The organism is Rhodocyclus purpureus (assembly GCF_016653115.1).
Lineage (GTDB): Bacteria > Pseudomonadota > Gammaproteobacteria > Burkholderiales > Rhodocyclaceae > Rhodocyclus > Rhodocyclus purpureus.
This window is the reverse complement of record NZ_NHRX01000043.1, coordinates 116,773-128,670: the sequence shown is the minus strand read 5'-3', so window position 1 is coordinate 128,670 and position 11,898 is coordinate 116,773. Positions and strand designations below refer to the sequence as shown.

Annotated in this window: 12 protein-coding genes and 1 tRNA gene; 9 read left to right on the top strand and 4 right to left on the bottom strand. The window is 67.0% G+C overall.

Translation table 11 applies throughout. The annotated features are described in order from the left end of the window. The first annotated feature begins 12 nt into the window (after positions 1-12). Genes CCR84_RS16475 through CCR84_RS09010 form a run of 5 tightly spaced genes read left to right on the top strand, consistent with a single transcriptional unit; the run spans position 13 to position 4,359 of the window. Positions 13-252 carry a zinc-finger domain-containing protein gene (locus tag CCR84_RS16475; protein ID WP_201211506.1) on the top strand — a complete coding sequence of 80 codons (240 nt, stop codon included), beginning with the start codon at positions 13-15 and terminating at the stop codon, positions 250-252. A gap of 28 nt (positions 253-280) precedes the next feature. Continuing rightward, positions 281-1,378, top strand: coding sequence for a lipopolysaccharide heptosyltransferase II (waaF, locus tag CCR84_RS09025; protein ID WP_338052591.1), 1,098 nt, complete (start codon positions 281-283; stop codon positions 1,376-1,378). Then, positions 1,375-1,830: a YybH family protein gene (locus CCR84_RS09020; RefSeq protein ID WP_201211505.1), complete on the top strand. Its 456-nt coding sequence runs from the start codon at positions 1,375-1,377 to the stop codon at positions 1,828-1,830. The genes waaF and CCR84_RS09020 overlap by 4 nt, the downstream gene beginning before the upstream one ends. Then, positions 1,827-2,921 carry a hydrolase gene (locus CCR84_RS09015; protein WP_242508630.1) on the top strand — a complete coding sequence of 365 codons (1,095 nt, stop codon included), beginning with the start codon at positions 1,827-1,829 and terminating at the stop codon, positions 2,919-2,921. Before CCR84_RS09020 ends, CCR84_RS09015 begins: the two co-directional genes overlap by 4 nt. Position 2,922: 1 nt before the next feature. Beyond that, positions 2,923-4,359, top strand: a complete 1,437-nt coding sequence (locus tag CCR84_RS09010; protein WP_201211504.1) for a phosphomannomutase/phosphoglucomutase — start codon at positions 2,923-2,925, stop codon at positions 4,357-4,359. Between the two features lie 397 nt (positions 4,360-4,756). On the opposite strand, the gene CCR84_RS09005 is transcribed toward CCR84_RS09010, so the two are convergent. From CCR84_RS09005 to queA, 4 genes are all read right to left on the bottom strand, one after another. Next, on the bottom strand, positions 4,757-5,035 hold the full coding sequence (locus tag CCR84_RS09005; RefSeq protein WP_201211503.1) for a type II toxin-antitoxin system RelE/ParE family toxin: 279 nt from the start codon (positions 5,033-5,035) through the stop codon (positions 4,757-4,759). Next, positions 5,035-5,244 carry a TA system antitoxin ParD family protein gene (locus CCR84_RS09000; protein ID WP_201211502.1) on the bottom strand — a complete coding sequence of 70 codons (210 nt, stop codon included), beginning with the start codon at positions 5,242-5,244 and terminating at the stop codon, positions 5,035-5,037. Before CCR84_RS09000 ends, CCR84_RS09005 begins: the two co-directional genes overlap by 1 nt. A gap of 466 nt (positions 5,245-5,710) precedes the next feature. Continuing rightward, positions 5,711-6,835, bottom strand: a complete 1,125-nt coding sequence (tgt, locus tag CCR84_RS08995; protein WP_201211500.1) for a tRNA guanosine(34) transglycosylase Tgt — start codon at positions 6,833-6,835, stop codon at positions 5,711-5,713. Positions 6,836-6,914: 79 nt separating this feature from the next. After that, positions 6,915-8,000: a tRNA preQ1(34) S-adenosylmethionine ribosyltransferase-isomerase QueA gene (gene queA, locus CCR84_RS08990; protein ID WP_201211498.1), complete on the bottom strand. Its 1,086-nt coding sequence runs from the start codon at positions 7,998-8,000 to the stop codon at positions 6,915-6,917. Positions 8,001-8,109: 109 nt separating this feature from the next. Here queA and CCR84_RS08985 point away from each other — a divergent pair. The 4 genes from CCR84_RS08985 (at position 8,110) to CCR84_RS08970 (ending at position 11,888) form a co-directional block, all read left to right on the top strand. Continuing rightward, positions 8,110-8,194, top strand: a tRNA-Leu gene (locus CCR84_RS08985). Between the two features lie 164 nt (positions 8,195-8,358). Continuing rightward, positions 8,359-9,246 (top strand): 1,4-dihydroxy-2-naphthoate polyprenyltransferase, encoded by an 888-nt coding sequence (locus tag CCR84_RS08980; protein ID WP_338052590.1) that lies wholly within the window; start codon positions 8,359-8,361, stop codon positions 9,244-9,246. An 81-nt stretch (positions 9,247-9,327) separates the two neighbouring features. Continuing rightward, on the top strand, positions 9,328-11,136 hold the full coding sequence (locus CCR84_RS08975) for a sensor histidine kinase (protein ID WP_201211496.1): 1,809 nt from the start codon (positions 9,328-9,330) through the stop codon (positions 11,134-11,136). A 35-nt stretch (positions 11,137-11,171) separates the two neighbouring features. Next, complete coding sequence (locus tag CCR84_RS08970; protein ID WP_201211494.1) at positions 11,172-11,888, top strand: response regulator transcription factor; 717 nt, start codon at positions 11,172-11,174, stop codon at positions 11,886-11,888. The last annotated feature ends 10 nt before the right edge of the window (positions 11,889-11,898 follow it).

Below are 11,898 nucleotides of genomic sequence, written 5' to 3'. Positions count from 1 at the left end.
GGGACGCGAGAGATGAGTTCCAGCGAATCGGTTCGCCCGGACGATCCGACGCGCGCGGCGCCCGCTGCGCCAGACTCCGTGCGCGTCGTTCACCTCGACGCGCACGACCTGCCGCTCTTCTGCCCGCGTCCCGACGCGCCGCTGTGGTCGTGCCACCCGCGCGTCTACCTCGACGTGACCAGCAGCGGCGAGGCAGTCTGTCCGTACTGCAGCGCGCGCTACCTGTTCGACGGCGAAGCGCCGAAGCACTGACGCTGCCACGCCGGTTCGGGAGACCTCTGTGAACGCAGCGGCGGGGGGCATGGTCGACACGCCACGGCGGCGGGCGCTGATCGTCGCGCCGGCGTGGATCGGCGATACGGTCCTGGCGCAGCCCCTGTTCATGCGCCTGAAGGCGCATCATCCCGAGCTCGTCCTCGACGCGCTGGCGCCGCGCTGGGTGGCGCCCGTGCTCGAACGCATGCCGCAGATCGGGCGCGTCATCGACAACCCCTTCGCCCACGGCGAACTGCAGCTCGGCGCGCGCCGCCGGCTCGGTCGCGAGATCGCCACCGGTCGCTACGAGCGCGCCTACGTCCTGCCCAATTCCCTGAAGTCGGCGCTGGTGCCGTTCTTCGCGCGCATCCCGCTGCGCATCGGCTTCACCGGCGAGTCGCGCCTGATCCTGCTCAACCGCCGGCACACGCTCGACAAGACGGCGCTGCCGCTGATGGTCGAGCGCTTCGCGCAGCTCGCCGAAGCACCGGGAGCGCTGCTGCCGCGTCCGCTGCCATCGCCGCGCCTCGAGTCCTCGGCCGCGCAGCAGGCGGCGGCGCTTTCCGCGCTCGGCCTGCAACGGCCGCAGAAGCTGGCGATCTTCTGCCCGGGGGCCGAATACGGTCCGGCCAAGCGCTGGCCGGCACGGCATTTCGCAGGACTGGCCGACGCGCTCGCTGCGCAGGGTTTCGCCGTCTGGCTGTTCGGCTCGAACAAGGACCGCGCCATCGGCGAGGAAGTGATCGCTGCCTGCAGCGGGCCGGCGCCGCGCAACCTGTGCGGCAGCACGACGCTCGCGCAGGCGATCGACCTGATCGCGCTGGCCGACGTCGTCGTCTGCAACGATTCGGGGCTGATGCACGTCGCCGCAGCGCTCGGCCGGCCGCTGGTCGCGCTCTACGGCTCGTCATCGCCGGGATTCACGCCGCCCCTGTCGGCGCGCGCGACCGTGTTGAGCCTCGGGCTCGACTGCAGCCCCTGCTTCAAGCGCGAATGTCCGCTCGGACACTTCGACTGCCTCAATGGACTCGACGTCGAGCGCGTCCTCGCCGCCTGCCTCGCTGCTGCCGCAGCAACTGCGGATGCCGCCCCGAGCGGTGATGCGGGGAAGAATCCGGCATGAAGGCACCGCCCGCGCGTCTGATCCTCGCCAGCCCGGAGGACGTCGAGGCCGCCTTCTACGAGGCGATCGCTCGCGGCGACCTCGAGGGGCTGATGGCGCTGTGGGCCGAGGACGAGGAGATCGTCTGCGTGCTTCCCGACGGCCGCCGTCTGGCCGGCGCCACGGCGATCCGCGAGCGCTGGCGCGCGCTCTTCGCTGCCAACCCGCGCATCGTCGTGCGCGTGTCGCTGCCGGTGCGCTGGAACAGTGGCCTGCTCGCGGTGCACCACGTGGTCGAGACTTTCCATTCCCCCGACGACCCGGAGGCGAAGAGCCACGTGCTCGCGACCAAGGTCTTCCAGCGCGGCGCCGACGGCTGGCGCCTGCTCGCGCACCATGCGTCGGCCGCTGCCGAATTGCCCGACGGCGACGATGATGGCGCGCCCCGCGTGAGCAGGCGGGTGCTGCATTGACGCAGCCCGCCGGCGCTGCCGCCGGTCTGGCCGGATCGCCCCGGCCCGCGTCGTCCGGCGCATCCTCCGATCTGACGGCGACGCCGCTATGTCCGCCGCCTTACCGCGCGCCGGGCTGGCTGCCGGGCGCGCACGCGCAGACGATCTATCCGCTCTTGATCGCGCCGGGCCCTGTGCCACAGGGCCGGCGCGAGCGCTGGGACACTCCCGACGGCGACTTCATCGACCTCGACTGGTTCGATCCTGCGGGCGACGCGGCGCCTGGCGCCAAGGCCCCGCCGCTACCGCCGCTGGTCGTCCTCTTCCACGGCCTCGAAGGCAGTTCCGACAGCCCGTATGCGCGGGCACTGATGCGCGCCGTGCTGGCGAAGGGCTGGGGCGGGGTCGTTCCGCACTTCCGCGGCTGTTCGGGCGAAGCGAATCGCCTGCCGCGCGCCTACCATTCCGGCGACTCGGACGAGATCGACTGGATCCTCGCGCGCATCGCGCAGCGCTTTCCCGATCGCCGCCGGCTCGCGGTCGGCGTCTCGCTCGGCGGCAACGCGCTGCTGAAGTGGGCGGGCGAGCGCGGCGAAGCGGCAGCTGGGCGGGTCGAGGCGATCGTCGCGGTCAGCGCGCCGCTCGATCTCGTCGCCTGCGGCCACCACCTCGCGCGCGGCTTCAACCGCATCTACACGCACAACTTCCTGAAGACGCTGAAGGCTGCCGCCGCCGCAAAGCTCGTCCGCTTTCCCGGCCACTTCGCCGGCCGTCTCGACCTTGGCCGGCTTGCTGCGGCACGCACGCTGTACGAGTTCGACGACCTGTTCACCGCGCCCGTGCATGGTTTCGCCGGCGTCGAGGACTACTGGCGACGCGCGTCGGCGAAACCCTGGCTGCCTTTGATCCGCTTGCCGGCGCTGCTGATCAACGCGCACAATGACCCGTTCATGCCGGCGGGCGTGCTGCCGGGCGCCGCCGAGGTCGCTGCGGCGACCAAGCGCGATTTCCCGCGTGCCGGTGGCCACGTCGGTTTCGTCAGCGGTTCGCTGCCGGGGAACCTCGACTGGCTGCCGCAACGAATCCTTTATTTCTTTTGTCACGAGGTTTGAGATGAGCCAAGCGAACGCCGCGACGACCCCTTCTGCCAGCGCCTCCGTCAGCGCTGCTGCGACCCTGCCGCTTCCGCCCGAGATCTTCAAGGCCTACGACATCCGCGGCATCGTCGGCAGGACGCTGACCGTCCCGGTCGTCCGCCGCATCGGCCAGGCGCTCGGCTCGTTCGCACGCGAAGAGGGGCAGACGACGATCGCCGTCGGTCGCGATGGCCGCCTGTCCGGTCCCGAACTCGCCGCTGCACTGGCCGAGGGCATCTGCGCCGCCGGCGTCGATGTGATCGACATCGGTTGCGTGCCGACCCCGGTGAGCTATTTCGCCGCATACGAACTCGGCTGCAACAGTTGCGTCTCGGTCACCGGCAGCCACAATCCGCCCGACTACAACGGACTGAAGATGGTCGTCGGCGGCGTCACGCTGGCCAACGAGGCGATCCAGGACCTGCGCCGGCGTAGCGACGAGGGCCGCTTGCTGAGCGGGCAGGGGACCTTGCGCCACGCCGACGTCGCCGCCGCCTACGTCGAGCGCATCGTCGGCGACGTGAAGCTGGCGCGGCCGCTGAAGGTGGCGATCGACTGCGGTAACGGTGTCGCCGGCGCCATCGCGCCCGAACTCTTCCGCCGCCTCGGCTGCGAGGTGAGCGAACTGTTCTGCACGGTCGATGGCCACTTCCCGAACCATCACCCCGACCCCTCGAAGCCCGAGAACCTGCAGGACCTGATCGCCGCGCTCGCCGCCGGCGACGCCGAGATCGGGCTTGCCTTCGACGGCGACGGCGACCGCCTCGGCGTCGTCACCAGGGACGGCGAGATCATCTACCCGGATCGCCAGCTGATGCTCTTCGCCGCCGACGTGCTTTCGCGCTGCCCCGGCGGACAGATCATCTACGACGTCAAATGCACGCGCCTCCTGGCGCCGTGGATCCGTTCGCACGGCGGCGAGCCGCTGATGTGGAACACCGGCCACGCGCTGGTTAAGGCCAAGCTCCGGGAGACCGGCGCCCCGCTTGCCGGCGAGATGAGCGGCCACGTCTTCTTCAAGGAGCGCTGGTACGGCTTCGACGACGGCCTCTACGCCGGCGCCCGCCTGCTCGAAATCCTTTCGCGCGTCGAGGATCCCTCGGCCGTGCTCAAGGCGCTGCCGAACTCGTCGTCGACGCCCGAACTCAACCTGAAGATGGCCGAGGGCGAACCGTTCGCGCTGATCGACCAGTTGAAGCGCGAAGCGAGCTTCACCGGCGCGCAGGAGATCATCACCATCGACGGCCTGCGCGTCGAGTACGCCGACGGCTTCGGCCTCGCCCGTCCGTCGAACACGACACCGGTCGTCGTCCTGCGCTTCGAGGCCGACGATGCGGCTGCGCTCGCCCGCATCCAGGACGACTTCCGCCGCGTCATCCTCATGGCAAGGCCGGGGCTGGAACTGCCGTTCTGATCGATCGGCGTCGGGTTACGCCACGCCAACTTCATGGCCAGGTCCGCCACCCCAGGCGATGAAACGCCCCATGTGCTGATATTCCGTCATTGCGAGGCGCGTCGCGCCGTGGCAATCCAGTTCGTTCTTCTGTCTCCTCGCCCTTACCCGCTATCCACGGGCGACCCGAGATCAGCCCCACGCACTGGATCGCTACGCCCTGCGGGCTCGCGATGACGGGTTGCTGATCGCGACGGTTTCGGCAGATCCGGTCGGCCGATGTTTCACGAAATTGTTCCACGTTTCACGTTAACCCGACCGGGGCCTCTACGAGCAGCCGTTCAGCTAGGGACGCAAACTTCCTACGGGAATGCTCTGGTGAGCCGACAACACGCTTGTCGCGTCTGGATGGTTTGAGTCAGTGCTGCGTCAGTTTGAGATCGCGGTAAAAATTTTCGTGCGGTCCGACCATCAGAAGTTTGAGGCTGGTCTCGTCGAGAACCCGGTAGGCCAGCAGGTACAACAGATTGCCGATGCGGAATTTGTAGACCTGCACGCCTGCCAGGTCGCCTACCTTGGTTTCTCCGATTTCGGGCTGATTCGCGATTGCACGCACGGCCTCGTCGAGTGCGGCCTTTTGCTGTTGATGCAGCTTTTTGACGGCACGCGCGAAGGTGGGGGTGACGAGGATGCGCATCAGCCGAACTGGTACTCACCCACGGGCTCTTCCTGATCGGCGATCAGGATGTCGCGGATGACGCTGAATGGCAGGTCGGGATTTTCGGCAGCGATCTTGCCGATCTGCGACCAGTATTCGATTTGCTTGGGCACTGAGCGATGCTCGACCGCGCCGTAGCGCTTGGCGCTTTCGACCAGTGCTTCCGGCAACTTGACGTTGATGGCCATGGGGAATCTCCGTTGAATGGATCCATTGTAGCCCGTAATGGACCAAAATGGACCGTCGATCACGGACTGCCGCCTGTGCTGACCTGATCCAGGAACTTGAGTCGCCGACGGAGTCCCCCGGTTGGTCGACGGCGGGCCGATGTCGGGTTACGCTACGCCAACTATCATGGCCAGGTCCGCCACCCCAGGCCATGAAACGCCCCCATTTGCTGACATTCCGTCATTGCGAGGCGCGCAGCGCCGTGGCAATCCAGTTCGTTCTTCTGTCTCCTCGCCCTTACCCGCTATCCACGGGCGACCCGAGATCAGCCCCACGCACTGGATCGCCACGCCCTGCGGGCTCGCGATGACGGGCTGCTGCTCAGGGGCTGCGCCTTGGCCTCATCCCTTTGCTGTTTCACGTTAAGCCGACGATTCGCCGGCCCCGGTCGTGGGAGGGCCGTAAGGCCCGAATCAGGGCCGACGCCTAAGGATTGAGGCCATTTGCTTCCATCGCCCGGTCGCGATGGAAGTTGGCGACGTGCTCGGCGAGCCTTCCTTCCGCGATCGCCGCGCGCAGTTCGCGCATCAGCGTCTGGTAGTAGTGCAGGTTGTGGATGGTGCACAGCTGCGCGCCGAGGATTTCGCCGCAGCGGTTCAGGTGGTGCAGGTAGGCGCGCGTGAAGTTCTGGCAGGTGTAGCAGTCGCAGGAGGCGTCGAGCGGCGAGAGGTCGTTCTTGTGCCGCGCGTTCTTCAGGCGCACGTCGCCGAAGCGCGTGAACAGGTGGCCGTTGCGCGCGTTGCGCGTCGGCATCACGCAGTCGAACATGTCGATGCCGGCGAGCACGCTGGCGACGAGATCCTCGGGGGTGCCGACGCCCATCAGGTAGCGCGGTTTCTCGCGCGGCAGTTTTGGTGCGGTGTGCGCGAGGATGCGCCGCATGTCCTCCTTCGGCTCGCCGACCGACAGCCCGCCGATGGCGAAGCCGTCGAAGCCGATCTCGGCGAGCGCGGCCAGCGACTCGTCGCGCAGGTCCTCGTACATGCCGCCCTGGACGATGCCGAACAGCGCGTTGCCGTTGCCGAGCGCGTCGTGCGCGTCGCGCGAGCGCTTCGCCCAGCGCAGCGAGAGGCGCATCGACTTCGCCGCCTCGTCGTGGCTCGACGGGTAGGGCGTGCATTCGTCGAAGATCATCACCACGTCGGAGTTGAGCACGTGCTGGATGCGCATCGACTCCTCGGGCGTCAGGAACAGCTTGTCGCCGTTGATCGGCGACGAGAAGCGCACGCCTTCCTCGCTGATCTTGCGCAGCGCGCCGAGCGAGAAGACTTGGAAGCCGCCCGAGTCGGTGAGGATCGGTCCCTCCCAGCCCATGAAGCGGTGCAGCCCGCCGTGCGCGCCGATCACGTCGAGCCCCGGGCGCAGCCAAAGGTGGAAGGTGTTGCCGAGGCAGATCTGCGCGCCGGTGGCACCGAGCTCGCGCGGGGTCATCGCCTTGACCGTCCCGTAGGTGCCGACCGGCATGAAGGCGGGCGTGTCGACGACGCCGTGGGCAAGGGTGAGTCGGCCGCGGCGGGCGGCGCCGTCTTCGGTGATCAGATCGAAGTGCATGAGGTTTCCGTTGGATGTTCGGTGCAGGGTAGCGCGGGCAGGAGGCACCGGCGCTGACGATCAGGGGGTCGGGTTCGGGTCAGTGGCCGGCCTGCTCGCGTTCGAGCAGCATTGCGTCGCCGTAGCTGAAGAAGCGGAAGCGTTCTTCGATCGCATGGCGGTAAGCGGCGCGGATGGTGTCGACCCCGGCGAAGGCCGAGACCAGCATCAGCAGCGTCGATTTCGGCAGGTGGAAGTTGGTGAGCAGCCGGTCGACGACGCGGAACGCGTAGCCGGGGGTGATGAAGATGTCGGTCTCGCCGCCGATCGCGGCGTCGGTGCGAGCTTCGGTGGCGTTGCTATCCAGCAACCCGTCGCGCGCCGCCGCTTCGAGTGCGCGCAGGCTGGTGGTACCGACGGCGATGACGCGGCCGCCGCGGGCGCGGGTCGCTGCGATCGCGGCGACGGTTTCCGCCGGGATCGAGAAACGCTCGCGGTGCATGCGGTGCTCGGCGATCTCGCGCACGCGCACCGGCTGGAAGGTGCCGGCGCCGACGTGCAGGGTCAGGAAGGCGATCCCGGCGCCGCGCGCACGGATCTCTTCGATCAGGGCGTCGTCGAAATGCAGCCCGGCGGTCGGCGCGGCGACCGCGCCCGGTTCGCGCGCGAACACCGTCTGGTAGCGCGACTCGTCCTCGTCGGCCGCCACGTGCGTGATGTACGGCGGCAGCGGCAGGCGGCCGTGGCGTTCGAGCAAGGTCCACAGGTCTTCGCCGGCGTCCACCAGCAGCAGCTCGAAGAACTCGTCGTTGGCGCCGGCACGGCCGACGACCTCGAGGGTGATGGCGTCCTCCAGGCGCAGGCGGCTGCCCGCTTTCGGCGACTTCGACGCGCGCACCTGCGCCAGCGCGCGCCTGCCATCGACGACGCGCTCGACCATCACCTCGACGCGCCCGCCCGACTCCTTGACCCCGAACAGGCGCGCGCGGATGACACGCGTGTCGTTGAAGACGAGGAGGTCGCCGGCGTCGACGAGCTGCGGCAGTTCGGCGAAGCTGCGCTCGCGGCGCTGGCCGGGACCGCTCACGTGCAGCAGCCGGCTGGCACGGCGTTCGCTGGCGGGATGCTGCGCGATCAGTTCGGGCGGCAGCGCAAAATCGAAATCATCAACGGTGAGCAAGGTCATTTATCGGAAAACTGCGCACGGGTCGGGGGACGAGTCGCGCCGGGCGGCTTGTCGCTGGCGGACGAATCGAGGATAATTCGCCATCCCGGATCGCTCAACGCGCTCCGCGGCCGAGATGGCGGAATCGGTAGACGCAGCGGATTCAAAATCCGCCGTAGAAATACGTGAGGGTTCGAGTCCCTCTCTCGGCACCACCTTTCCGGACGGTCAATCACGGTGATGGCCTCTGAACAACACTCGGAGCGTCGGCGTCAGATCGGCTGCGTCTTGAAAAGATTTGGATTCTACCACGCCTCCCGCAGCTCGCCGTTCGCCGGCCGCTTCCATCCCCCTTCCTGCCGTTCCTGAAACGCCGGTCGTGCGTCCTTCGCCGGTGCTCGTCTGGTGGCTGGCGATGCGCCCGCGCACGATCTGGGCCTCGGTTGCCCCGGTCATCGTCGGCACGGCGCTGGCGTGGTCGCAGACGCAGACCCTGCTCGTCCTGCCGGCCTTGTTCGCGCTGCTCGGCGCCATCCTGATCCAGGTCGCGACCAACCTGCACAACGACGTCGCCGACTTCGAGCGCGGCGCCGACACGCCCGACCGTCTGGGGCCGCCGCGCGCGACCCAGATGGGCTGGCTCAGCGGCAGCCAGGTTCGCCGCGGTGCTTTCCTCTGCTTCGGGCTCGCCTTCCTCTGCGGCATCTACCTCGTCTGGCACGGTGGCTGGCCGATCGTCGGCATCGGCATCGCCTCGCTGATCGCCGGCTGGGCCTATACGGGCGGGCCGCGGCCCATCGCCTATTCGCCGACCGGCGAGTTCTTCGTCTGGCTCTTCTTCGGGCTGGCGGCGGTCGGCGGCAGCTACTACCTGCAGACCTTCAGCTTCGACGCCGCCGCCTTCGTCGCGGCGTCGATGATGGGACTCTTCGGCGCCGGCATCATTACCGTGAACAACACGCGCGACATCGGCACCGACGAGCGCGTCGGCAAGCGCACCCTGGCCGTTGTGCTCGGGCGCCGGCGCATCGAGGCGGTCTATGCGCTCGAGCTGTTCGCCCCCTTCGCGCTGCTGCCGCTGCTCGCCCTGGTGGCCGACAGGGGCTGGTCGCTGGCGCTGCCGCTATTGATCCTGCCGGCGATCGTCGCGCAGGTCGGCCGCTTCCGGCGAGAGCCGGCGGGACCGGGCTTCAACGAGCTGCTCGCCAGGACCGCCAAGCTGCAGCTCGTCTTCTGCCTCCTGCTCAGCGCCGGCCTGATTCTCTAGAATCGTCATGTCTCGTATTCTTCTGCTCGAGGGCGAACCCGTCCTGCGCGAGCAGCCCGGCAGGCTGCCGTATGCCGCCAAATGTTTGCACGCCTACTGATTTTTCTGTTCGTTTCACTTCTGAGTCTGGATGCCGGCGCGGCACGGCTGCCCACATACCAGTTGGCTGTGCTTCGGGACACCGCCGGCACGCTGAGCATCGACGACATCGCCAGCACAGACCCGGCACGCTTCAAAACCCTGCCCCGGGGCAACTTCTCGGCAGGGTTCACCCGCAGTACCCATTGGCTGCGCCTGACCGTCGAGGCTCCTCCCGGCGAATGGTGGCTCGACATCCTGCCGGCGGTGCTCGACGACATACGCTTGTTCGAGCCCGACCCCGCGGGCGCGGGTGCCTGGATCGAACGCCGCGCGGGTGACACGCTGCCCTTTTCGGCGCGGGAGGTGCCTTTCCGTGGCTTCGTTTTCAAGCTGCAGCACAGCGATGACACACCGCGCACCTACTATCTGCGCCTGCAGACCAGCAGCGTCTCGATGCTGACACCGCGCCTGCTGTCTCCTCACGACTTCATCAGGACCGCCACCCTCGAATCCAGCTTGCTGTCGGCCGTCGTGGCGAGCGTGCTGATCGTGGTGCTGCTCAATCTCAACAACTGGCTCTGGTTGCGCGACCGCTTGTCGCCCTGGGTCATGGCCCAGCTTTTGTCATTTGCAGGTGGTTTTTTTTGGGTCAGCGGTTTTCCGCAGCAATATCTGTTTCCTGATTCGACCGAATTGCATTCTCGCGCAATCTCCATCTTGTCGCTCCTGCTGATCGGGACCGGTAACGGCATGTATCGCCGGCTTTTTGGCATCGATCGGCAACGCCCTTTCCTGTTCTGGTTCTACGAGCTCAGTTGCTGGCTACCCATGGCTGCCATACCCGTGGCCTTGCTGGGCTGGCACACCGATATTCTTCCTGTTTTCCTGTACCTCACCATCTTTACCACCACCGTCGGCTGCATCGTCTCCGTCGCCATGTGGCGGCGACGTGCCACCGGCACAGGCGCCTTGCTGGTGGCCAATTTCTTGAGCTTTGCGGGCATTCTGGCTTCCCTGGCTCAAATTCTGGGTTTGCTCTCGGGCGGTGTCCTCGCCTGGCAAAGCCTGCAACTCACGTCCTTGGGCTGCATGCTGGCGCTGCACGTGAGTTTGGGGGCGCATTACCGCAACCTGGGCCAAGCCCGCCAGCAGGCCGAACTACAAGCCCGCTGGGAACGTGAAGAGCGCATCCGCCAGCAGCAGTTCCTTGCCATGCTCACGCACGAACTCCGCACCTCTTTGTCGGTGCTGCGCATGGCCGTCGGCATTCAGCCGATGAGCTCCAAGTCCCTCGCCAAGGCCGAACGTGCGATGAGCAGCATGGGTGAGGTGATCGAGCAGTCCATCCAGGCTGACAAACTTGCCGACGGCAAGGTGGGGCTGGAGCGTTTGCCCTGTGACGTGAGCGCTCTGGTGCAGGCCGTCATCGCCGACAGTCGCGAGCCCGACCGTGTCAATGCCGATCTGAGCCACGGGGTGCTGTGCGAAACCGATGGCCGTCTGTTGCGCATCATCATCGTCAATCTGATCGACAACGCCCTCAAATACGGCAAGAGCGGTGCCCCCGTCGACGTCGCCCTCATCACCGAGGGGGGGCGGTTGTGCCTGCGGGTCAGCAACGAGATTGGTAGCGCCGGAGCACCCGACCCGGATCGGGTCTTCGAAAAATACTATCGCGCCCCGAAAGCCCACCGTATCACCGGCTCGGGCCTGGGCTTGCACATTGCCGCGGCACTTGCCCAAATGCTGGATGGCACCCTGCGCTACCTGCCCGCCCCAGGGCGGGTCTGCTTTGAAGCGCGCCTGTAGGCAGTTGCAAGTTTTGGCGCGTGGCAGGTGATCGAATGAGCAGCATGCGAACTGAAATTGAACAGGTCGGGCTTACCATCGCCATCGTCGAAGATCATGCCGATCTGCGTGATCTGTTTGTCGATTTCCTATCCGACATGGGCCATGTCGTCAGCGGTTTTGCCCTTGCCGACGACCTCGACGATTACCTGGCCTGCAAAACGCCAGATCTCATCGTACTCGACCTCAACCTGCCGGGTGAGGACGGCTACAGTATCGCGAGCCGCATGCGCGCTGCGCACCCCGGCCTGCACATTCTCATGCTGACCGCCCGTTCCGCCGTGGAAGACCGTATTCGGGGCTACGTCAGCGGGGCCGACATCTACCTGACCAAACCCATCACTCCGCCTGAGTTGGCCGTCGTGGTCAACAACATCATGCGCCGGGTCCGTAACGGGCGCGAGCAGGCCATCCAAGTCACCGTCACGCCCGTGAGCCTTGCGCTCGCCGGGCCAGCCGGCAGCCTCACCCTGACACCTCCCGAAATGCTGTTGCTCAAGAGCCTGGCCGAGGCACCCGAGCGCCAACTCCCTTACTGGCGCCTGCAGGAGCTGCTGCAGCTTGAAGCGGACGAAAAGAGCAAGGCCTCCCTGGAAGTCCGCGTGTCCCGACTGAAGAAAAAGCTCCACACGGTGGGCTGCCCTGAGCCGGCGATCAAGTCGCTCTGGAAAGAAGGTTATCGGCTCTGTGTGCCGGTGCGCATCGTCTCCTGACGCCACGCGC